At 47.3% G+C, this 25,250-nt stretch carries 14 protein-coding genes and 1 pseudogene; 2 read left to right on the top strand and 13 right to left on the bottom strand.

From position 1 onward, the window contains the following. Positions 1-11 precede the first annotated feature (11 nt). The 11 genes and pseudogenes from rfbD to uvrB form a co-directional block, all read right to left on the bottom strand. Positions 12-893: a dTDP-4-dehydrorhamnose reductase gene (gene rfbD / locus HW560_RS09050; RefSeq protein WP_090903596.1), complete on the bottom strand. Its 882-nt coding sequence runs from the start codon at positions 891-893 to the stop codon at positions 12-14. Continuing rightward, a complete protein-coding gene (rfbB, locus tag HW560_RS09045; protein ID WP_179262869.1) occupies positions 890-1,915 on the bottom strand; it encodes a dTDP-glucose 4,6-dehydratase in 1,026 nt (341 codons plus the stop codon). The genes rfbD and rfbB overlap by 4 nt, the downstream gene beginning before the upstream one ends. 55 nt (positions 1,916-1,970) lie before the next feature. Continuing rightward, on the bottom strand, positions 1,971-2,519 hold the full coding sequence (gene rfbC, locus HW560_RS09040; protein ID WP_064641968.1) for a dTDP-4-dehydrorhamnose 3,5-epimerase: 549 nt from the start codon (positions 2,517-2,519) through the stop codon (positions 1,971-1,973). A gap of 181 nt (positions 2,520-2,700) precedes the next feature. Then, entirely contained in the window at positions 2,701-3,579 is an 879-nt protein-coding gene (gene galU, locus HW560_RS09035; protein ID WP_179262867.1) for a UTP--glucose-1-phosphate uridylyltransferase GalU, read from the bottom strand. A gap of 81 nt (positions 3,580-3,660) precedes the next feature. After that, complete coding sequence (locus HW560_RS09030) at positions 3,661-7,281, bottom strand: DEAD/DEAH box helicase (RefSeq protein ID WP_179262865.1); 3,621 nt, start codon at positions 7,279-7,281, stop codon at positions 3,661-3,663. 173 nt (positions 7,282-7,454) lie between these two features. Then, positions 7,455-9,968, bottom strand: coding sequence for a U32 family peptidase (locus HW560_RS09025; RefSeq protein ID WP_111621560.1), 2,514 nt, complete (start codon positions 9,966-9,968; stop codon positions 7,455-7,457). A gap of 504 nt (positions 9,969-10,472) precedes the next feature. Then, a complete protein-coding gene (locus HW560_RS09020) occupies positions 10,473-12,371 on the bottom strand; it encodes a stalk domain-containing protein (RefSeq protein WP_256222280.1) in 1,899 nt (632 codons plus the stop codon). Positions 12,372-12,414: 43 nt separating this feature from the next. After that, a pseudogene (locus tag HW560_RS09015) lies at positions 12,415-13,585 on the bottom strand (S1C family serine protease). A 272-nt stretch (positions 13,586-13,857) separates the two neighbouring features. After that, positions 13,858-14,070, bottom strand: coding sequence for a hypothetical protein (locus tag HW560_RS09010; RefSeq protein WP_090903589.1), 213 nt, complete (start codon positions 14,068-14,070; stop codon positions 13,858-13,860). A gap of 322 nt (positions 14,071-14,392) precedes the next feature. After that, on the bottom strand, positions 14,393-17,251 hold the full coding sequence (uvrA, locus tag HW560_RS09005; RefSeq protein WP_090903588.1) for an excinuclease ABC subunit UvrA: 2,859 nt from the start codon (positions 17,249-17,251) through the stop codon (positions 14,393-14,395). Positions 17,252-17,846: 595 nt separating this feature from the next. Then, a complete protein-coding gene (gene uvrB / locus HW560_RS09000) occupies positions 17,847-19,838 on the bottom strand; it encodes an excinuclease ABC subunit UvrB (protein WP_090903587.1) in 1,992 nt (663 codons plus the stop codon). Between the two features lie 169 nt (positions 19,839-20,007). On the opposite strand from uvrB, the gene HW560_RS08995 reads away from it, so the two are divergent. Together HW560_RS08995 and HW560_RS08990 are read left to right on the top strand one after the other, a co-directional pair. Further along, positions 20,008-20,805, top strand: a complete 798-nt coding sequence (locus HW560_RS08995) for a flagellar motor protein (RefSeq protein WP_090903586.1) — start codon at positions 20,008-20,010, stop codon at positions 20,803-20,805. Beyond that, complete coding sequence (locus HW560_RS08990) at positions 20,789-21,631, top strand: flagellar motor protein MotB (protein ID WP_090903585.1); 843 nt, start codon at positions 20,789-20,791, stop codon at positions 21,629-21,631. The genes HW560_RS08995 and HW560_RS08990 overlap by 17 nt, the downstream gene beginning before the upstream one ends. Positions 21,632-21,764: 133 nt before the next feature. On the opposite strand, the gene HW560_RS08985 is transcribed toward HW560_RS08990, so the two are convergent. Continuing rightward, positions 21,765-22,448, bottom strand: a complete 684-nt coding sequence (locus HW560_RS08985) for a DUF1266 domain-containing protein (protein ID WP_090903584.1) — start codon at positions 22,446-22,448, stop codon at positions 21,765-21,767. Between the two features lie 12 nt (positions 22,449-22,460). Continuing rightward, the gene (locus HW560_RS08980; RefSeq protein ID WP_090903583.1) at positions 22,461-25,250 is read right to left on the bottom strand and encodes a J domain-containing protein; all 2,790 of its coding nucleotides are present in this window, start codon (positions 25,248-25,250) and stop codon (positions 22,461-22,463) included.

Here is a 25,250-nt window from a genome sequence, read left to right as displayed (position 1 = left end):
AGAAGCAGCATCTATTCGGCTTGTTGTATACTCAATTCATTCAGAAATGCGATCAAAGCTTCACGCCAAGCTCTCATGGGTGGCAGACCGTTTGTACGAATAGCGAGATGATCCATTACGGAATATTGAGGTCGAGGAGCAGGACGTGGGAATTGTCCGGTGGTGCACGGCTCGAGAACAGCATTCTGTTTGAATCTGGATTGCTTGGATGCTTCTTCTGCAATCGCCTGTGCAAATTCATACCAGGTGCATGTTCCAGAATTAGAGGCATGGTAGATACCATATTTCTCAGTTAATGAAAGGTTACTCACGAGTCTGGCTAAATCCACAGTATATGTGGGCGACCCTTGTTGATCATGAACCACCTGCAGTCGGGGACGCTTCTCCAGAAGTTCCAGCATGGTTTTGACAAAATTACTGCCGCGTACTCCAAACACCCATGATGTTCGTATAATAAACCATCGCGTGCAGAGACTCTCGACCAATCTCTCTCCGGCAAGCTTTGACTTGCCATACACGGTCTGCGGGTTCGTCAAATCAAATTCCTGATAAGGTCTCGTTGCGGTGCCATCAAATACGTAATCGGTACTAATATAGATCAGTTTGGCTTTCACTTTCTCTGCAGCAACGGCTATATTTCTAGTGCCTGTTACATTGACTGTGTACGCCATATCCTCATCTGACTCGGCCTTATCAACGGCTGTATAGGCAGCACAATGAACGATGATGTGAGGCTGAAAAGCGTTAATGGTATCTCTGCATTGCTGTTGGTCTGTAATGTCCAATTGATCCCTGTCACAGGCCATGACATCATGACCACCTGCTTGAAAGGTCTTTACAACGTCGTATCCGAGCTGTCCCGCAGCCCCTGTAACCATCACTCTATACTTCATTCTGCAGGATCACCCATTCGATTACCATACTGAAGCTTTACATAATCTTGATACGTACCCGATTGAATTCGTGTCCACCATTCCTGATGGTTCAGATACCACTGGATGGTTTCCTTGATCCCTGTCTCAAAATTGTGCACGGGCTTCCAGCCAAGTTCGGTATGCAATTTGGTCGGGTCAATCCCATAACGTCGGTCGTGGCCCAGTCGATCCTTTACATATTGAATCAAACTTGCAGGTTTGCCTAGATGTTCTAGAATCTTTTCAACAATATATATATTAGTACGTTCATTATTTCCCCCGATGTTATATACCTCTCCAATCTTGCCATTATGAATGACCAGATCGATAGCACTACAGTGATCTTCTACATAGAGCCAATCACGAATATTAAGCCCATCCCCATAGACAGGAATAGCCTCATCATTTAATGCACGAGATATAATAAGCGGTATAAGCTTCTCTGGAAATTGGAAAGGTCCATAATTGTTCGAACAACGTGTAATGTTTACAGGCAAACCAAAGGTTTCATGATACGCTCTTACAAGCAAATCCCCACCCGCTTTACTGGCAGAGTAAGGACTGTTCGGCATTAGAGGCGTCTCTTCTGTAAACAAACCTGTTGGACCAAGCGAGCCATATACTTCATCCGTAGACACCTGAACATATTTGGTAACCTGATATTTTTTCGCGGCATCCAGCAACACTTGAGTTCCAAGTACATTGGTGCGCACAAAAATATCCGGGGACAGAATGCTGCGATCCACATGAGACTCAGCCGCAAAATTGACGATTACATCGATCCCTTGGGAGATAATTTGTTCCATCTGTTGTACGTCAGTGATATCCGCTCGGATAAACGTATATTGAGAATTCGATTCTACCGATTGCAAATTCTCAAGGTTGCCCGCATACGTTAAGGAATCCACGTTAACAATTTCATAATCAGGATGTTCACGAAGCATATACATCACAAAGTTGCTGCCAATAAATCCAGCCCCTCCAGTAACGAGCAGTTTCATGTTATCTCTCTCCTTCTGCCCCCAGATACTGTACGATCCGAGAAGCTTGTTTTAGTTACCCAAAATTCAGTTCCGCTCCTTGAAGTAAAGGATGCTTCTGATCTTTCTCGGAGAGAATGGGATCCGACACAGGCCAATCAATTCCGAGCGCTGGATCGTTCCACAAAATACCCCTGTCATGTTCAGGCGAATAGTATGCATCCACCTTGTATGTCACCTGTGTATGTGGCACCAGTGTACAGAATCCATGAGCGAAACCTTGAGGGACAAGCAACTGCCGCTGATTATACTCACTGAGAATGACACTTTTCCACTGTCCGAAGGTTGGTGAAGTGGTACGAATATCTACAATAACATCATAAATGGCTCCAGATATAACTCTGACCAACTTGGTCTGTGCTCTGGGCTGAAGCTGGTAATGAAGTCCACGAAGAACTCCAGCTTCTGCGGACAGGGATTGATTGTCCTGAACGAATACATGATGTATACCATTTTCATACAGAACACGTTCATTATAACTTTCCATGAAATATCCCCGATGATCGCCATAAACCTTAGGTTCCAATATAGCTGCGCCATCCATAAACAGCGGAATCACCTTCATGTTATCCCTCCGTTATTGCTATTAACAGCATTTCTTCATATTAATCTATGTATATGTAAGGCGTCGGGCAAGTGATCGTTCATTGGCCTGGTTAAATCATGATATTTCAATACTGTTCCATAAAAGAATAAAAACCCAGCCGGTGTCTAACTTTCGGCTGGGTTTAATCATAGCTATTTCTCTATTTGTTCTGTACTATCTGCTCCAAATACTTCAACAAATCCTCCCGCAAATCCGGGCGCTGAAGTGCATAATGAATCGTGGTTTCAATAAAACCAAGTTTCTCCCCAACATCATGACGTAGGCCATCAAAGTGATAGGCAAGAATCTGTCGTTGGTCATTCAGACGGGACAAGGCATCCGTTAATTGGATTTCTCCACCCACGCCAGCAGACTGCTGACCTAGGATATCGAAGATATCTGGCGTCAGAATATAACGTCCCATAATCGCCAGATTGGAAGGTGATTCATCCGTCTTCGGTTTCTCGATCAAACGACGCGCGCGGTACACACGATCTTCGGTGCGAGAGAGCAATTCCCCATCCACAATGCCGTAACGTGACACTTCGCTCCAATCAACAGGCTGTACACCTACGATCGGAGATTGCAATTCATCATAGACTTCGATCATTTGCTGAAGACAGGGATGATTGGACTCCACAATGTCATCTCCTAGCAAGACAGCAAATGGTTCATTTCCGATAAACTTGCGGGCACACCAGATGGCGTGTCCAAGACCTTTCGGTTCCTTTTGACGGATATAATGGATGTCTGCCATCTCGGAGGGTTTGCGAACTTCATTCAGCAGATCCCATTTCTGTTTACCAGCCAGGTTCTGTTCCAGTTCGAATGAATAGTCAAAATGATCCTCGATGGCCCGTTTACCTTTACCTGTCACGATAATGATATCCTCAATGCCTGAAGCCACAGCTTCTTCAATAATGTACTGAATCGTCGGCTTATCGACGATGGGCAGCATTTCCTTGGGCATCGCCTTCGTGGCAGGCAGAAACCGGGTACCGAGCCCGGCTGCTGGAATAATTGCTTTACGGATGTGCATGCTGAGCCCCACTCCTTTTTTTTGCTAGAGTCATATTTAAATATATTAAATGATGGCAAACTCCAATGCGATTGGACTTCATTATACCATCAGCAGTTCCCGGATATCCTGCTCGGATAAGGTAGTCGATCCTCGATCTCCGGGTTCAATGACTTCGGCAATCAAATCTTTTTTGCGCTGCTGCAGTTCCAGAATCTTCTCCTCAATCGTACCTTCCGTAACGAGGCGGATAACCTGTACGACTTGTTTCTGTCCCATACGATGGGCACGTCCAATGGCCTGTTCTTCAACTGCGGGGTTCCACCACAAATCATATAAAATAACAGTATCTGCACCCGTTAAATTCAATCCGGTACCGCCAGCCTTCAACGAGATCAGGAACAGTTCGGCTTCGCCCTCATTGAATCTGCGGCACATTTCTACCCGACTCTGGGCAGGTGTCTGACCATCCAGGTAGAACAAATCTCTCCCCTGTGCAGCGAGCGTCTGTCGAATCAGATTCAGCATGCTAGCGAACTGGGAGAAGATGAGAATTCGCTTGCCAGCAGCCAGACAATCCTGCACCGTCTCCAGCAGCTGTTCCATTTTCCCGGAATCCCCTTGATACCCCTCCACAAAGAGAGCCGGATGACAGCACAACTGGCGCAGGCGTGTAATACCAGCCAGAATTTTAATGCGGTTCTTCTGAAAACCGTTCTCTTCCATATCCTTTGATGTCTCATCCTGAAGCTGTGACAGGTACGCGGCATACAGTTTCTTCTGTTCGTCCTTCAGCTCGGAGCGTTGTACGGTTTCAATACGATCCGGCAATTCCTCCAGCACATCTTTCTTCAGACGGCGGAGAATAAACGGACGGACCATTCGCGCGATCCGTTCAGGAGGCAGATCCCGGAATCTGCGATAACTTGGAAACAAACCCGGGAAGACGGCTTCAAAGATTGACCACAACTCATCCAATGAGTTTTCCACGGGTGTTCCTGTAAGAGCGAAGCGACGTGGCGCCTGAATCTGTTTAACAGCCTGAGCCGTCTGGGAAGAAGCATTCTTGATCGCCTGGGCTTCATCCAAAATAAGCGTATGAAACGTTCTTCCGAGATATGTGTCCAGATCGCGGCGCAATAGCGGGTAGGACGTCACAATGACATCTGCGTCATCCATACCTTCGAGCATACTGGCTCGTTCGTCTTTTTGACCTGCTGCAATCAGTACTCGCAAATGCGGTGCAAAACGGGCAAATTCATTCGCCCAGTTGTACGTTAATGAAGCGGGTGCAACGACGAGTACCGGGGGATGAGCAGGTTGTTGGTCTAACATTCCGGCCTGCACTTCATCTGGGATGTTACTCTCGAAAGTTCCCTCATCGACAGTGTAATCAGCATCACCTGGATTGCTAATGTGCAGTTTCGGCTTTTCTTTCAGTTCTGCCGCGATATAGGCGATACTTTGCAGCGTTTTACCAAGTCCCATATCATCTGCCAGAATGCCGCCAAATCGGTAAAATGCGAGTGTACGCAGCCACTGGTATCCACTCGCCTGATAATCACGCAGCACAGGAGCAAGCGTATCCGGCAGTGCAAAATCCATCCGCTCGGGATCACGAAGATCATCCAGGAAACGTTTCAGGGAACCTCCCCACTTCACATGGCCCGAAACCTCGTCCCGGCCAGGAAGCTGCAACGCTCGAACTGCCGGCATCCGAATATGACTGCCCTTGATGTCACCCGACGCAAGTCCAAGCGAATCCGCCATGTGTGCGAAGCTGTCCGCTCCTTCGTTTTCGAGAGAGACAAACACACCGCTGCGCAAGCGGAAATACGGTTTCTTTTCTACAATGCTGCGCATAATTTCCTGAAGCTCCAGCTCATCTACACCTTCCATCTCGAATGAGATCTCCAGCCAATCCAAGCCTTTGCCCAGATCTGCACGAACTTTGGGCGGTGTCGGATAAGATTGCACCATGGCCTTCACCGCATTCGGAATATAGATATCTACCTGCTTCTCAAGCTCTGGCAGCAGATGGTACATCACATCGTATACCGCATCTTCTCGTTCACTTGCCCATACACTGCCATCCCGTTCCAGGAAAGAGCGATCTAGTCGGTCGATCAGGTTACGCTCCGCATGACGGTCACGTACCAAAATCACCTTTTTCTCTTCCTCATCGATCAAATATTCGGCCAGCGGATTAATCACCATTACACCATAATCAAACTCCAGACGCGCAGTAATCCGTTCTCGGTAGAAATCGATATACAACTTTGGCGCAAGCTCCGGTTCTGCGATTCGTTCTCTCACCTGTGAGTCGATGGACAGATGTCCAAGTGTACGTAGTTCCGGCACTACATGCTGCACAAATTCATCCACCTGCTGAGCTGAAATATCGATACTTTCCTTGATTCCATAAGAAGTGAGCGCTCTGCTCAAATCCTCCAGACTTCGCATCTGCATCGGCTCCAACATATGCAATTGCCCTTCCACTACGGCAGCATCATAGGCTGGAAGAAGAATCAACTCACGCAATCCGGAGATCTCCAGCTGATATCCTTCATTAGTCCCCTGCGCAATACGGTAAAATAAAGGCAGTGCCCCCTCACCCAAAGTGAGCGGACCATTCGCCAACCCTGTTCCCTCCATCCGGCTATCTGCCTGAAGCAGCAAATCCAGAAGAGGCTTCCAGACCAGAGGAGCAATCAATATATCTCTTCCGTCTGAAGCACCCAAGTAACCGGAGATGGATTCGCGGTAAGCTTCCTCACTCTGCCTCATCCGGATAAGCATAGACAGGATCGCCTGATCCTGGGGACTAAAATAATGCATTGAAGGGTCATAGAAAAATAGCTTGGTAAACGACATCGGCTCACCATTCTCAATGCAGTTCAGGAATTGCTTCACTTTCTGAACGACATACAGGCGTTTATTTCCGACCTTCAGTTCGAGTGCGAGCTTGGCTCCGCCTTTGTGAACTTGCACAAGCTTGCATATAAATTGGAGCTGCAGCTCCTCCCGCAATGAAGACCGGGTTACAGGCGCAGTGTATTTACGATCATTTGCATGCAAAGGGCTGCGTTCTTTGGCAAACATGGAAAGAATCTGATCGGCTGTTCGGTACGAAGGTTTATCTGCTGATCTGCCCCATCCAGGAGCAGAGCTTGGACGACCTGCTTGAGCGAAATGCACAGACGGACGATCCCTATCCGCATGGTCATCAAGCTTGGAATCGGAAGGCAATGGCTCGGCTGCAAAGGCCTGAGCAGATGAAGTTGAATGAGATCCCACATTCATTACTGAGTCGGTATTTGAAATGGAGTTTGGACGCTCCCACTCCTTCTCCTCCACCAGCGTTCCTACTCTGGAAGCGGAGCCACGATCAGGTTTAGACACCAGCTTCGACGATGTTTGAGAGCCCGTGTCACGCTGTTCTCCCCATTCATGGATCGCCAGCAAAACGGCAGCCACATGTTTGCAATAGTCATAATATCTCCCATCGCCCGGACAGCTGCATCCGGCAACCACCTCACCTGCATCATCCAGATCAACCGTTACTTTGTATCGTTCTGTACCTCGAACCACAGCTTCGTAATGGCGTTCATCGTGACTGGCGACCAGGTTGGTCACCCTGCCAGATTGGTTATACGCTTCTCCCCGTTTGAATGCCGTGACCCCGCACAGCAATTTGATATCCATCATCGTGAATGGCGCCACGGTTCTTCGCCTCCTATATTACTCTGACAAACAAGATACCACATACGAATTTAGTATCGGTATAATTCAAGTCTCTTTTATAGAAAAAACCCCAAGAGCTCCGTAAAGCAGAGATTGGGGTTGCTTCAAACTTTCATGCCTGTTGCGTTGCTGATTGTTCCAGTTTCGATCTATTATTTCACCAGTTGACCACGTGTTACGCCAAGCTGGTTTGTTGCTTTCAGTGTTTTCCAAACTTGTGTACCACTGATCTCGCCACGCAGAGCACGGTTGTACAGATCAATAACCTCGCGCACTTGCTCTGGAGTTTCCTCCAGGAATTCCACACGGTAACGGGATACACCCAGATCCATGAAGTTGGTCAGGTATTCAGCACCGGATTGTTCCACTGCATTATACACGGTATTACGGCAGCCTTCGTCCACACGTACCGGGTGGGACATACCGATCCGGTCTTGCAAGGAAGCCCGGTGATCTTCACATGGACGTCCACAGTTCGTATAGTCCGTTCCTTCACTCATAAACGTACAGTACACACAGTGCTCGGTATGGAACATCGGCAGATGCTGATGAATAACGACTTCTGTCTGACTTGTACGGGAGTGTCCCAGCAAATCAACCATTTGCTGAATGTTCAGGTCATAAGAAGGTGTAATCCAGTCACAACCTGCTTCCAGGAACAGTTCCACTGCTTTGTGATTGGCAATGTTCAGTGAGAAGTCACCGATCAATTCAGGATGCTTCGCATCCGGGTTCTCCATCCGATGGCGCAAGTAGAAGTACAATGCACCCGTATTACGTACAAGCACAGCATCCGGCTGCAAACGCAGGATGTTGTTGTGATACCCGTTCTCGCCAGGCATATGAATGCGTGGTGTTGCCAACGCAATCTTGCGGCCTGCGGCACGAACAGCTTCCACCGCTGCCGGGAACTGCTTGATAAACTCGAAGTCGGCATAGATCATGCCGACACCCGCTTCCAGCGCTGCCTCCACTTGTGGCAGGCTGCGGCAGAGCGCGGTCAGCTCCGCATGACCGCGAGCAACTGGCGCTGCCGGTTTAACCGCATCGCCGTAGACTTCCACCGCCCGTTTCACGTAGACGGGCGGTTTAGGGCGCTCGCCCGCGAGTTGTTCCACCGCCTGACGGCGAATGTTATTCAACTCGCGCATCGGGATGATGACGTCACCGTGCAGGTTGACGTCCAATTCTTCCAGCTGGAACACAGTGCCGCCCAGACGTCCGAATTGCTCTTCGAGCAGTTCGTGCGTCATTGGACGCTTCTGGGCAATATCCAGTTCCATCTCGGAATTCACACGGACCGTCGTGCCCTTCTGCACGTCCGTCCACCATGTACTAAGTGGCTGCCCTGGGCTGCCGATAACTTTTACGTTTACCGGGAAGATACGATAAGGCTTCTCGGTTTCAAAGCTCTGACGCAGACGTTTGTCCAGCGCCGGATCATTCGTTTTCCATACTTTGTCGCCAACTTTCACGCGGCGCAGGTCCACATCACTACGGCCGGGTACAACGTCCACGATCCAGCCTTCCTCGGCTTCTCCTTCAAGCTTCACGCCTTTGCGACGTACATCGTAGACACGTCCGCCTTCTTCCTTCTTCGTTGGATCTCCGGCATCAAATACGATTCCGTCTCCACGTTTCACTGGTGCATCCAGCTTCAGGACGACACCATCACGCAATACCTGGTCTACACGACCCAGATAGACGCCACGGCTTTTCGGGAACGTACCGTCAACGAGTTGTTTATTGTTCGTTCCGTCCAGGAAACCGTGCGTGAATCCACGAGAGAAGCTCTGCTGCAATTCACGAACTTCTTCCTTACTTGGAGGAGTGTTATCTCCATCAAAGTAACGGTCGATTGCTTTGCGGTATTTACTAACCACGTTGGCCACGTATTCCGGCGTTTTGAGACGTCCTTCGATTTTGAAGGAAGTTACGCCCGCTTCGATCAGTTCCGGCATCAAGTCAATCGCAGCCAGATCCTTCGGAGACAGCAGATACGCCACATCGCCCATTGGTTTATGCTCGCCATCTACCATCAGGTCGTACGGCAGACGACAAGCCTGTGCACATTCCCCACGGTTGGCGGAGCGTCCACCCCACATTTCAGATGTCAAACATTGCCCAGAATAAGATACACACAACGCACCGTGAACAAATACTTCCATCGGCAACTTCGCCTGTTCTCCGATCTTCTGGATCTGCTTCAGGTTGTTCTCCCGTCCAAGCACGACACGTTCCATATCAAACGGCTTCGTAAACTCCACCGCTTCCGGTGACGTAATCGTCATTTGGGTGGAACCGTGAATCGGGAAATCAGGCGAGATCTCGCGAATCATTTTGACCAGACCCAAATCCTGTACAATTACGGCATCCACACCTGCATCGACACAAGCATCAATCAGTTCTTTGGCATCCGTCAATTCATTTTCAAAAATCAATATATTAAAGGTCAAAAAACCTTTTACGCCATAACTGTGCAAAAACGCCATAATCTCCGGCAGCTCGTCCATACGGAAATTGTTCGCCCGTGCCCGTGCATTAAATTTTTCGACTCCGAAGAAAATCGCATCCGCGCCGTTGGCTACCGCCGAACGCATACAATCCCAGTCACCTGCGGGTGCCAGAAGCTCAACGTCTTCTCTTCGTATTGTTGCTGTTTTCATGTGTATCCTCCCCATAACCGGCATAGCCGGATTTCATCCCTGTGCCCTGTACCCTGTACGCTAACATCCTGTACCTTGATCCATACGCCTGCATTGTCACTGTATCGCTATATCTATACATTATGTCTGTATTGCCTGATTCCCAAGCCTACAGTCATTCTTATTTTTCAGAACAGCAGTCATAACTCCTGAACTAGTATAGTGTACCACTTCTGCAACGACTCTTCTACGCTTTCCTGAAAAAACCGTTTATCATTTTCATTTCCATTAAACTTTACACTAGACACTCCGATTGCAGTACCATCTTCCGATCGCTCGATAAACACGTAGCATATGCTTCCGATGCAGCTTTCCTTCAGAAAGCTTGTAGCTTTCGCTTCTTCAGATCGGTTCTGCACTCTTCGTTCCAGTGTAAATGTCCATTTTTTTATATAGAAACCAAATAAACCGGAAGGTCTCTCGACCCTCCGGCAAATTGCATCTCTGTTGTTTCAGCATTTTGCATTATTTAATAAAAGTAAATGAGTTCACGGCTTTTTCCAGCGCTGCTGCCTGCACTTCCGTCTTGTTGGCATCATTCAGCCCGCTCGTAATCGTATAAGTCGTTCCATTCTGTTCAAACACGATCTGACGTCCGGTATACGGCACACCATTGTCCACTTCATGATAGATAAAGGAAAACGCAGGCACACCCGCAAACGTCAACTCCTCACTGCTAAGCAACTTGAAGTTTTTACGCGTTTTGGTTGCTTCCGTATATGCCTCTCTAAGTTGACTGACGGTCATTTCAATGGATTTGTCCTCACTCGCGGCAATGGAGAATTGACCACCTGTGAAGGTATACACAACAGGAGAATACTCAAACCGATCATTGTACGGCGTCCAGTAACGCGGAATATCAACACTGTAATGATAACGTTTGGACGTTCGTGTCACAGCTTTTGTTTTATCCGTCAAATACGGGTCTTCATCCAGCTGGCCGAAATTATCGGATACGGTATCAAAATCAATCACGACACTCTTCATGATACTCTTAAACCATTCACGGTCCTTTGTCTGCTCCTCAGGGAACGTATACTCTGCATAATAGCGATAACCGTTTTTTTGCAAAAGAACATCGAACTCCGTCTGCCATCCATCTCCAAAGTTATAACGGAACTCATTCACCTCAGCAGTCTCGCCTGATACATCCATCGTATACGAACCTATCGGTTCATAACTATCCGGCGTGAACGTCTCGCGCATCCACTTGTCCAGTTGGCCGCTCCACTCTTTGACCGTCGCACCTTTCGGTGCAGATGTAACACGCAGCTGCAGATATGCACCATCCTTGGCTTCGTATATCATCTGGTTGTTGTCCATAGACCAGCCTGCTGGAATCTTCAGTTCAATGCCATAATCGTCATTCCAGGTAGAGCGCATACCCTCATCCACGGTTGAAAGATCCTTAATTGTACGATCGGACTGAACATACGTAGGCTGGAATGAATTGAGCAGTGCTGCACGCTTGCCCAGATCCTTGTAATTCAGAGCTTCATAGTCCGCGAGGTATACGTCATATTGGCGACCATCATGGATATATTGGCGCATTTCCCATAACACCCCGTCCGCATCTTTAACCACAATCCGGGCATAAGGGGTTTTCCCTTTGGCAATCGATTCCCGATCGAGCACCGTATCTCCGGTTTCTTTTGCTTCCTGAACAAGCTGCTGTAACAAATCATCCGAATCCAGACTCACATCCTGGTCACTCACGTACACTTCAAGATAATAACTGCTGTCCTCCGCGCCAAATGTCATCATGCGCTCCTGCTCACCCGTTTGCAAAATCATGAGGTCGGATGGGTAATTAATGGACCAGCCGTAATAACTGTTACCAATTCTCGTTTTGCCTTCGTCCAGATTAATGCCGCCCTCGTCCTCATCCGTCGATTCATCCGTTTGCAATAATCGAATGACCATTTCTCCTGAGCTGCTTGGGGCGAGTGTAGCGCCTATCCCCGCAGCTATTGGGCGAAGTGGTACCATGAGCACGCCATTCACCATTTTTGGAGCAGCGCCCATCTCTTTTTTGACTCCATCCACCCAGGCAATCGAACTGCCAATCGTTAAGGTGACTGTATGCGGACCTTCCTTCACTTTGACCACATCATTCTTCTCCAGTCGGATCTCGCTGCCAAAAGCTTTCTTGAATACACCGACAGGGACCATCGTAACCCCTTTGAACTTATATGGTTTCACGATTGTCTGTTTGCTGCCGTTGATGTAGGCGCTCGTGCTACCTGCTGTGATCCGCAGCTCACTCGTTGTAAGATCGGATGCCCACGCAGGCAATGCCGCTCCAATGCTCAGCATCCCGGCTAACACACCTGTGTTCAGCACACGTAAAAATGTTTTTTTCATTCCGTTCATTCGTCCTCTCTGGATCCGGATGGCTCGCCGGGCTTTATTGATCTTCTTCTACAGGGAACTGCTCATCTTCCTCTTCTTGGATATCCGCTCGATCAGCAAGGACCACCGTACGAGTGATAATATCGCCGTCCGTTTGCATTAACAGTTTGACCTTCTGTCCTGGCAGATACGTTTTGAGCAACTCATTGATATCCACCACAGAGGACACACGTGTGCCTGCCACACTGTATAACACATCTCCCTCTTTGATTTTGGCTTTCTTCGCTTGAGCAGACAGCACGCCCGTAATCGTCAAAGGATCATCTGTAGGCAGGCCCACAATCGCTGACCAGCTCTCTTCCAGTTGCAAGCCGAGGCTTGCACGCTTGATTTTTCCGTATTCAAAGAACTGATTAATAATATATTGGACGGTATCTACTGGAATCGAAAATCCCATGCTCTCGATACCTACTGCTGAAAATTTCATAGATAGAGTTAATACCCACAACTTCACCTTTCAGGTTGACCAGCGGTCCGCCGCTGTTACCCGGGTTAATGGCCGTATCTGTTTGAATCAACCGATATGTTGCCTCCACTCCCCGATTAAGACCACTGATTACGCCCACTGTCGCCGAGTTACGCAAAGAGAAGGAAATCGGTGTGCCGATAGCAATGACGGTTTCTCCAACGGTTGTTTGTGAAGCTTTGGCAAAGGTCGCCGGTTTAAGAGATTTAGCATTAATTTTGATTAGAGCGATATCGCTTAACGGGTCACTGTATGTTTTGGTGATTTTATATGTATTGCCATCCGTCGTCACGACCAAAGGATTGATTAATCCATCAACTACATGGGCATTCGTTACAATCCAGCCGTTGGAGCGGATGATCACGCCAGTGCCATGAGCCAGGTTATAGCGATCCGATGTGACGCCATCCTGTGATTCAGTAGATTTGCCGATAATGCCTACAACAGAAGGAGATACTTTTTCAATTACTTTTGGAACTGCTTCACTGCCCTTATACTGAAACGTTCCAGATTTGGCGTCATATTGCCCACTTCCTCCAAGCGCTTTGACCAAATCCGTTGAACTAACATAGACTTGTCCATCTACCACTTTGGCTTGCATACCTGATGAAGACTCCGCTGCTCCAGCAGTTGCTGCAACACTGATCGAGAGTACAGCAGCCATTAGTATGGCTACACCCTTTTTCCCCAACACTCTCATTCTCTCACCTAACCCTCTCTATATATCCTCCGTTATGCAACCGAACCATATGATCCATGACTGAATCTCTTTCTCTATTATCTGCAATACCGGTATCCTCAAATTTAACATACAAATTATTCCTATACAATCGCTTTAAGACCTAATTTCAATAGAGAAGACCGTATTGTTCGAACCACTCTGCAAAACACAAAAAAACACCCTCCTTCATTCCCTGGAAAGTGTTTGTCTGTTCTTCTACTTGCTGCTTTCAAATAAGTCCAGCCTTGTCTCTACGAACCAAACCAACCGGTAATCATGGCATAGTCCGTCAAAAGAAATACCAACAGACTAACCACTGCAAATCCGATAGCAAACAAATTCTTCTTCGGCGCGCGAATCAGACGGACCACTCCGATGAAAATCAGGATCGTAAATAAGATGACAAAAATATCAAACGCATTAAAATTTGAAGTACTCGCCGCGGCAGCTTCTGCAAACAGCATGGATAGACAGACCTCCTCACCATAGTTGAACAGCTAAACGCATACCCTAATATCTTCCTCTATGTTATCTGTACCCTGCTTGTAATGCAAGCCCTATCATCCAGAAAAATGAAAAAAATCCAGTTTGGCAGTCGATTGTTGGAATGCTTGCTCTACCGCATATGTAAACACTTTCACCGATGTCATATTAAGATTGGCACAACGGCAAAATATCAGAAAACCCTTCTCCTCGGAAGAAGAGGACATCATATCATACACCGATGCCGCCTACTTCATGAAAAGAAGGGTTAGATATTCACAAACAAGCTGTAAACTGGAGCATTTATTCCGTCAATTGTAACGTCTTGCTTCGTTCCGTATCCCGCTCCAATACTGGCTTCAAGTACTTACCAGTATAGGAAGCTTCCACTTTAATAATATCCTCTGGTGTACCTGTCGCAACAATAGTTCCGCCACCACTTCCACCTTCTGGACCCAGATCAACAATATAATCGGCTGTTTTGATAACATCCAGGTTATGCTCGATAACCAGTACCGATTCTCCGGAATCCACCAGACGGTGCAGGACGTTCAGCAGACGATCAATATCATCGACATGAAGACCGGTCGTTGGCTCATCCAGAATATATATTGTTTTACCCGTACTGCGACGATACAACTCGGAAGCGAGCTTCACGCGTTGTGCTTCACCGCCAGACAACGTTGTTGCAGGCTGACCCAGGTTAATATAGCCCAACCCTACGTCAAGTAAGGTTTGCATTTTGCGATGAATTTTCGGAATGTTCTCGAAGAACTGCGTTGCATCCTCTACCGTCATTTCCAGCACATCTGCAATATTTCTGTTTTTGTATTTGACTTCAAGGGTTTCGCGATTATACCGTTTGCCTTTGCAGACCTCACAAGGCACGTAGACATCTGGCAGGAAGTGCATCTCAATTTTGATAATGCCGTCCCCACGACATGCTTCACAACGACCACCTTTAATATTGAAACTAAATCTGCCTTTTTTGTATCCACGCACTTTGGCTTCATTGGTCTGTGCAAACAGATCACGGATGTCATCAAAGACGCCTGTATAGGTAGCCGGGTTGGAACGTGGTGTCCGTCCGATTGGCGACTGGTCAATATCAATAACTTTATCGATATGTTCCAGACCCCGAATCTCTTTGTGCTGACCAGGGCGTACCCGTGCGCGGTTCAAATCACGAGCCAGCGTTTTATACAAAATCTCATTAATTAGCGTTGATTTACCCGAGCCGGATACACCCGTTACTGCGGTGAATACACCCACTGGAATTTTTACATTCAGGTTTTTCAGGTTATTTTCCTTCGCTCCACGTACTTCCAACCAGCGGTCCCCGACACTACGGCGTTCGGTACGTACCGGAATAAACTTGCGCCCACTGAGATATTGACCCGTTAGCGAGTTCTCGTCATTCATGATTTCTTCCGGTGTGCCCTGAGACATGATGGTACCACCGTGGATACCTGCCCCCGGACCAATATCGATAATATAATCGGCGGCCATCATCGTATCCTCATCATGTTCAACCACGATCAGTGTGTTACCGATATCCCGCATGTGAGCGAGTGTGGAGATCAGACGATCGTTATCCCGTTGATGCAGGCCGATACTCGGCTCATCCAGAATATACAGCACGCCCATCAGGCTGGAACCAATCTGTGTCGCCAGTCTGATCCGCTGGGCTTCACCACCGGACAACGTTCCTGCAGCACGGCTCAGGGTCAAGTAATCCAGTCCTACGTTTACCAGGAAGCCGAGACGGCTGTTGATTTCTTTTAAAATAAGTTTAGCGATTATTTCTTCTTTCTCACTCAATTGCAGCGAGTCGAAGAAACGACCAGCTTCTCCAATGGACAAACTTGTCACATACGCCATGTTGTGATCGTTAATCGTAACTGCAAGGCTTTCACGTTTCAGTCGCTGTCCTTTACATGTTCCACAAGGCTTAGCACTCATATAACCTTCAATGAATTCACGGATACCTTCGGATGCTGTCTCACGGTAACGACGCTCCAGATTATTCACAATACCTTCAAAGGTAACCAATGCTTCTTTCCGTTGTCCAAAATCATTCTCGTACCGGAAACGAATTTTCTCCGTACCTGTACCCTGCAAAAGCTTGTTCATTTGTTCAGCAGGCAGGTCTTCTACAGGTACGTTTTGCGGAATGTTAAAGTGTTCGCATACCGATTTGAGGAACTGCGGATAATAGGTGGATGTACCACCTGTCCAGGCATCAAACGCACCCTCTTCAATGGTTTTGCTGCGATCCGGTACCAACAGGTCCGGGTCAACAATCATTTTGACACCTAATCCATCACAATCCGGGCAGGCTCCAAATGGGCTGTTGAACGAAAACATGCGCGGCGCAAGCTCTTCAATACTGAATCCACACACCGGGCAGGCAAAGTTGGAACTGAAACGCAGTTCTTCTTCACCCATAATATCTACCAGCAGTTGTCCACCGGACAGATTAAGTGCAGTCTCAATAGAATCGGCCAAACGTGATTGCACATCTTCCTTGATTACTATCCGGTCAACCACAACTTCAATCGTATGCTTTTTGTTCTTCTCCAATTGAATATCTTCGGACAGATCACGTAATTCCCCGTTCACCCGAACACGGACAAAACCTTGTTTGGAGATATCGGAAAACACACTTTTGTGTTCACCCTTGCGTCCCGAGACAATCGGTGCCAGAATCTGCAATCGGGTCCGTTCAGGATATTGCATGATGCGGTCAACCATTTGTTCTACGGTCTGGGAGCTAATTTCCACGCCATGATCCGGACAATGAGGATGTCCCACACGTGCAAACAACAGACGCAGGTAATCATAGATTTCCGTAACGGTTCCCACGGTAGAACGCGGGTTACGACTTGTCGTTTTCTGATCTATGGAGATGGCCGGAGACAATCCTTCAATGGAATCAACGTCCGGTTTCTCCATCTGCCCCAGAAACTGCCGTGCATAAGCCGATAATGATTCAACGTAACGTCGCTGTCCTTCGGCATATATCGTGTCAAAAGCCAGCGAGGACTTGCCTGAGCCACTCAGACCGGTTAATACAACAAAACGGTCACGCGGGATGGTGATATCAATGTTTTTGAGGTTATGCGCTCGCGCGCCTTTGATGACAATGTTCTCGCTCGCCAATGGGTTTCATCCTTTCAATGTTGAAATTCCAACCTTTTTTAAAGGCTTTTCAATCCCTCCCAAACCCTCCCTTCCAAGGGAGGGCCCCAAAGGGCGCAGCCCTCTGGACACCCGAAACAAGCGGTGCAATGGTGAATGGTCGGGTCTTGCTATGTGAAGGTTGTCGTGTGCCCGCAGCTTCGTCCAAGATCCCGGCCGATCGCCGGTCTCTTGGACGGCCGCTCTACCACGAGAGGGCGCTCACAGCTTCGCCTCGTTCGCGAAGGTCGCCATTGCCTTTGGCTCGGCTCCCTTTGAACACCGGGATGCTCACGGCTTTGCATCGCTCGCGATGGTCGCCATTCCCTTCGGCTCGGCTCCCGGGTACACGACTTCCAAATGTTTTCCCTATAAACCTTTTAACCAATTTCAACTTTTCTATCAGTATAGACCTGATTTTACGTTTTCAACATATCTAATTATCGGTAGATATCACTGATTTCCTGACTCAACAAGAGAACGGCCACCCGGCCGTTCTCTTGTTGCAGATCTATCCTTGTTGCGACACTTCATTAACTGTGCCTTTATCTTATATCTCTACAGTCTACTTAATAAGCTATTCTGCGCGCAGTTCCAGCAATGCATCACGAAGTTCAGCAGCACGCTCAAACTGCAGGTTTTTGGCTGCGTCTTTCATCTCTGCCTCTAGGCGCTGAATAAGTGACTGACGTTCCTTCTTCGACATCTTCTCGGCAGCGCCTGTAAGATAATCTTTCTTGGATTCGGCAACTTTGGTTGCTTCAATCACATCACGCACTTTTTTACGAATCGTCTGTGGTGTAATGCCATGTTTTTCGTTATATTCAATCTGGATTGCACGACGGCGTTCTGTTTCCTTAATCGCCTTATCCATGGAATCCGTCACTTTGTCACCATACAGAATGACTCTACCTTCGCTGTTCCGCGCTGCCCGACCAATCGTTTGGATCAGTGAGCGTTCCGAGCGCAGGAAGCCTTCTTTGTCGGCATCCAAAATGGCTACCAGAGAAACTTCAGGAAGATCGAGACCTTCCCGGAGTAAGTTGATTCCGATCAGCACATGGAACGTACCCAGCCTTAGATCACGCAGGATCGCCATACGCTCCAACGTCTTGATCTCGGAGTGCAAATAACGTACCTTGATTCCAATCTCCTTCAGATAATCTGTTAAATCCTCGGACATCTTCTTCGTTAATGTTGTGATCAGGACCCGCTCGTCTTTCGCAATCCGGTCGTTAATCTCACCGATCAGATCATCGATCTGTCCCTTCGTTGGGCGCAGTTCAATAATTGGATCAAGCAGACCGGTTGGACGAATGATCTGTTGTACCATCGTATCCGTATGCTCTATTTCGTAAGGACCCGGTGTCGCGGATACATAGATGATCTGATTCATCTTTTCTTCGAACTCTTCGAATTTGAGCGGACGGTTATCCAACGCAGATGGCAGACGGAATCCGTGGTCAACCAGTACAGTCTTCCGTGCTTGGTCACCGTTATACATTGCACGGATCTGTGGCAGCGTCACGTGGGACTCATCGACCACAATCAACATGTCATCCGGGAAATAGTCCATCAGTGTGTAAGGTGTATCGCCACGTTCACGGAACGTCAGTGGTCCGGAATAGTTCTCAATCCCTGAACAGAACCCGACTTCCTTCATCATCTCGATATCGTAACGTGTACGTTGCTCCAGTCGCTGAGCCTCCAGCAATTTCCCCTGTTCTCTCAGCACTTCAAGACGCTCTTCCAGTTCACGCTCAATGTTCACCAACGCGACGCGCATCGTCTCTTCTTGGGTTACGAAGTGAGATGCCGGGAATATGGCGATATGTTCACGTTCGCCAACCAGTTCTCCGGTTAACACGTCAATCTCCGTAATTTTCTCAATCTCATCACCGAACAATTCCACCCGAATCGCATGTTCACCCTTTGATGCCGGGAAAATTTCGATAACGTCTCCGCGAACGCGGAACGTGCCACGCACAAAGTTAATATCATTGCGCTGATACTGAATCTCTACCAGACGAGACAAAATCTGATTGCGTGGTTTCTCCATTCCTACCCGCAGGGACAGAAGCATGCTCGAATACGAATGCGGCGAACCCAAACCATAGATGCAGGATACACTCGCTACAATAATGACATCTCTGCGTTCGAACAATGAACTCGTAGCCGCATGGCGCAATTTATCGATCTCTTCATTGATACTTGAATCCTTCTCGATATACGTATCCGAGGAAGGAATATAGGCTTCTGGCTGAAAGTAATCGTAGTAACTGACAAAATACTCAACCATATTATTTGGAAAAAAGTCTTTGAACTCACTTGCAAGCTGTGCTGCCAGCGTTTTATTGTGGGCAATAATCAGCGTGGGACGTTGCAGCTTGGCAATCGTCTGTGCAATGGTAAACGTCTTACCCGTACCGGTTGCACCCAGTAGCGTCTGATATCTCTTCCCCTCCTGAACACCCTTCACCAATTCTTCAATGGCTACAGGCTGATCACCTTGGGGAGAAAACTCTGACTCGATTTCGAACGTTTTGTCGCTCATTATAATATCGCTCATTGCCGTATCTCACCCTATCGTCTAAAATAATAGTCACTATATATTGTCGAAGTTCCCCGAATTTACATATGGGAAAACTTATAGTAATAGGAATATTTGTTCCCGTTTAATTATACCTCGTCTGTGCAAGTGATGCAATCGCGAACTAAAGATAGGAGTGGGTTAATTTATGGATATTGCGACACTTATCGGCATTATTGCCGGGATTGCCGCAGTCATTAGTGGTTTTTTATGGGAAGGTGGCCAATTATCCGGTCTGATGCAAAAGACCGCTGCTCTAATTGTATTTGGTGGAACAATTGCCGCAGTTGTTGCCAGTTTCCCTGCACATCGGCTGCGTACGATTCCTGCTGCCCTCCGCATGGCCTTTGGGCGTAACAACAATGACTCAAGCCAGTGGGTTGAAGAACTTGTAGATATGTCTTCAATTGCTCGCCGCTCAGGCGTGCTTGCACTGGAACGAAAAGTGATGTACCATCCGCATCCATTTTTACAAGATGGTATTCAGATGGTTGTCGATGGCACAGATCAGGATGTTGTTCGCCAGATCATGGAGATGGAAATTGATTCCGTCGAACAAAAATATGAAGGTTATGCCAAAATTTTTGAATCAGCAGGCGGTTATGCTCCAACGATGGGTATCATTGGTACCGTGATGGGACTTATTCAGGTACTTGGCAGTCTGACCGATCCTACCGGACTCGGACCAGCCATTGCTGTTGCTTTTACCGCAACCCTTTACGGGGTCGCCAGTGCCAATCTTATCTTTTTACCCATTGCTTCCAAAATCAAATCCCGTGGAGCAGACGAAATTCAGACGATGGAAATGCTGCTCGAGGGCGTACTATCCATTCAGAACGGGGAGAACCCTCAGCTTGTGCGTAAACGGCTGGAGTCCTTCACACTCTCTCACCGCCAGATCACACGTCCTGTAGTGAAGGAGGGATTGGATGAGTCGGCGCAGTAAACGGCGCGGAAAACGTGAACCTGGAGATCATCGAGATCGCTGGATGATTACCTATGCCGATCTCATTACCCTGCTGCTGATCTTTTTTGTGATCATGTATGCCATGAGCAATCTGGATTCTGGCAAATACGATGTGGTTACTCAATCGTTGCAAAATACTTTCAACCAATCCAACTCCCTGCTTGATCAAGGTGAAGGCATTGGTGGTACAGCTGGACAAGCCATTACCAAAAATCCACCTTCCCAGATTCAGGGCGAAGACCCTGGAGAAGGCGAAGGATCCTCTTCCGACTCCGAAACAGGCAAGCCAGATGATGAAGATCAGCCACTTACGGAGCGGGAAGAGCAATTCAGATCACAGGAGCAGGAGCTGCAAAATCTGTTCAATGTGATTACCCAGTATATCGAGGACAATAAACTGGAAAATCAGATTTTTGTTGCAGACAAGCCGCAAGGCATCTCTATCACACTCAGTGACCGCTTCCTGTTTGATCAGGGAAAAGCTGCACTCAAAAGTGATGCTTCACCCACACTAAGCAAATTGGCAAGCCTGTTCCGTGACCTGAGCACAGTTGTCAGCATTGAAGGACATACGGACAACGTTCCTGTCGGGGCAAACGCTACCTATAAAGACAATTGGGAGCTTTCCGGTGCACGTGCACTGTCTGTATTGCGATTTTTTCTCGATAAAGAAAAGCTTGATCCTGACGGTTTTCAATATGCCGGATACGCGGATACCCGCCCAACCAGTGACAATACCACGGCGGCTGGACGGCAAAAGAACCGCCGTGTAGAAATTACCGTGTTGCGGCAACTCCAGCCATAATAACTGTAATTTCCAATCCAGGATTAGTTCATCACTTCATATTTTTATAAAAGAAGCACGATCTGTCTCAGAACCTGAGCAAGATCGTGCTTTTCTTTTTCCAACGTATGAATATCAATTTCATAACAGAAGGCTATTGTAACGAAAGATTCCAATCTATCTTTTTATAGATGCTGTTTGGATGAACAAACAGATTCTGTAGATAATTCATTTGCCGCTTTACAACCGATTCATCGGTTTTTTCAAGCCAGTATAGCCTCCCTGCCATAAAAGCCACCGTGTAGGCCTTCCAGGACGTATACGCGGATTGTGCGTCTAATGCCGCCTGTAAAACCAGCTGTTCTGATTCAGTTTCAGTTATATAACCCACATGGGCGCTTTGTCGACACAGGTTCGCATAACATCCCCAGTCCCACGCTGCAACTCCTTCGGCTGGTAATTTGTGCATATATGTTTTAACCACCAGATATTCGTGATATTTCCCTGTATCTGGATCCAGTGAGTTCATATAATTCCCCTGATCCTTTTCAGACATTGTACTCAAGAAAGTCCGCTTCTCATCAAATGATATACGATATCCTTCGTTCCGAATCCAATCCAGTGAAGACATCAAACTCTTCCTGTCATGAATTTCCCAGTTTTCCTCTAATTTGGTGCAAAATTTTTCTCGTTGTTCTTCATCTGCATGATACTCATAATCATTGTTAATATCCAGATCGATGATTTCGTTAAGTATAGCAGCCATGCCACGAAACCAAAGTTCTTTGTCCGTAACACGATGTATAGACGAGGATTCTGTCGCATGGTGTCCTCTCAACGCAGTGCCTCCTTATACAAAATGTAAACTCACGACGTCATCAGGCATCAGATGTTGAAGCGGTAACCTGGATGGCCACAGTTCATACGCCGGTTTTGATTTTCTCAATCTTCTCCAAAATGGAAGTCCTCGCTGTTCTGCACGGGCAACGATAGCTTCCCATCTCAGAACGTAGTCTGGATGTTCCGGCTGTTCACGAACTGCTTTTTCGGCATAAATACGCGCACGATCCATATTTCCGATATCGTAATAGACCATGCTCAGGTAACTGCATACATCACCTTCAAGCCCTCCACGATACGCTTTGTCGAGATCAAGCAGCGCCTGATTCAAATCCCCCATACGGTAAGCAGCAATCCCCGCGTACAACCAAATATGAGGATCAATATTCTCTGATGGTTCTCCGTCTATATAAACCTCAACCCAAGAAAGGGCTCGCTCCCAAGAATGACTTTCCACATGATAGCGTGTTATGAAGAGTATTCCCCACAGCTGAATCGAATCGAAGTTAGACATCTCTTCAGCCAGCCGATTCAATATATCATCTCGTTTTTGAACATCGGACTCCATGACGCAAACAATTACCATTCTGATCAGTTCATATGTGCCGGGGTTTTCGTTCAGGCCATTCCTGTACACATTCAGTGCCTCGTTAACCCTTCCTTGCTCACGCAAAATATCCCCTTCAAGCAGAGGACCGTCCGGATCTTCAGGATTTTCCCTGCGAAATGTTCTAACTTCCTCCAGCGCCTGAACGCCCTCCCCCAATCTTGCATGAGCAACCGCCAAATAATAGGGTGTGTTTGTAGAGCACCCAAATGTTTGTGATACTTTAAGTGATTGGAGCGCTTCGGCATATTGCTGCCTTTTCAGATGTGAGAAGCCCTTGCGAAACCAGTCCATCGTGTGATCCGAATCATCAAGTGTAACATGCTCATAGTCAACCAACGCTTCTTCATATCTTCCGTTAATATAGTAACAAAATGCCCTTAATGATCGGTATGCATATACGTGAGGATCAAGTTCAATGGCCTTATCTGAAAAATAAATACATTTCATGTTTTGTTCCTGGCGATGATGTGCAATCGCAAGAGAGTGCCACGCCCCTGCATGGGAAGGATTCAACTGGGTCGATTTATCCAGATCAAGTATTGCCTCTGGGCTGTTTCCCATTTCGAGATGCAACTGACCGCGTTCAAAAAGGATTGCAAAAATATCGCCTTCCGCTTCGATTGCTGCCATTTCCGCATTTTTTAGGATCTCCAGCGCTTCCTCATTTTTCTCCATCCGAATGCATGCCTGCGCCCACAATACATATAAACCTTCATCGAGCTTATCCGCCATGTGAATTTCGGCCATATATCGAAGAAGCTGTTCATCTTCATCCATTTCGACATAACTTAGGGCAACCAGACGTTGAAGCTCTTTGCGAGCACTCCAATCCTTCTCATCCTCTGCCGTTTTCTTCTGCGCCTCAACTAAAGCCAGATTTAATTCTATCAAAGCAATCTGTGCTTCAAAATCAAACGGATGAATGGAGACAATCCGTTGCAATAGATGGATTGCCTTGGCGTCATCTCCGTGATGTTGATGATATCTCGCAAGTCCATTTAAGGCATCCAGATGATTGGGATGAAGCTCCAGAATCTTATTGTACAAATTGACGGACAGCTCAAGATGTCCCGCATTTTCCAACAATCTTGCACGGTGAAGCAATCCGTCTATAGATTCAGGAACCAGTTCAATCAGTCGTTCAAACAACATCTCTGCAGCCATTTCCTCTCGATTCCACAGACGAAATTTGCCTGCCAACAGAAGCATATCGGGATCGTCTGCATATAACTCCATCGCAGCGTCAATATGGGGACTGACTTGTCTCCACTCCCCCTGTAACATCCTTTGAAATACAGTATCCCGGTACCGTATGAACGTTTCATAATCCACTTCTTGTTCAGGATCAAACGTGTCGTAACGCAATTCCCAAGCACGTTCCAGCTCTAGAGTAGGACGATCAGCAATTTCATCCGATAACAACGCTCTTAATTCATCCTGACGCTCCGTCCATCCGAAGAATTCATTTAATATGCGCCAGATTGCTTTCGGCATATAAGGATATTCCACCAGAATCTGCAGCAATTCAGTTCCGGTGTGATATTTCACATCGAGCCGCCATAGCTCCTCTCTCTGTGTCCATTCTTCCCAAACAGTGATTTCTGGGCGCCTAAAAATATCCTCCAGAATACCTCGTGCCTGAGCCAGCAGCAACACTGAATCGCTCAGGTCTCTGGAACCTTCAAGCGATAATGCCTCCATCCACGATGGAGATACCCAATTCGCTCTATTCAGCGGTAAAACAGTAGCACTTAGATCTTCTGCAGGAGCAGAGACTTCAATCCAAGACGGAGGCACCCAGTGCTCTTGTTCTATGGAGGGATACACTGGTTTAACATCAGCCTCATTCTCCTGCAACCATTCCTGATTTTCAATATCATGCTTGGCATCAACTTCGATCAAAGTCTCCCGATCCAAGTTATTTAGTTGTTCAGTTTGTCTATCCTCATCATGTCTTATTTCCTGCCTATGCACGGGTCTCAGTTCAATCTGATCTCGATCACTTAACAGAAAGCCCTCTTTCTCAAGCTCTTTAGCAGCCTTGAGTGCTTGTTCATAAGCGGATCGAAGTAACTGAAAACCGTCCGGATCATCTTCCGGATGAGTCATCCGAAGTTGCTTGGCATAAGCTCGTTTGATAACCCTCACATCCTGCGTCGGCTCGAGTTCTAATCGCGCCCAGAAGTCCAT

The sequence above is a fragment of the Paenibacillus sp. E222 genome, from assembly GCF_013401555.1.
In the GTDB taxonomy this organism is placed as follows: Bacteria; Bacillota; Bacilli; order Paenibacillales; family Paenibacillaceae; genus Paenibacillus.
Note: the sequence above shows the minus strand (reverse complement) of the source record. Positions and strands in the feature narration are given on the sequence as shown.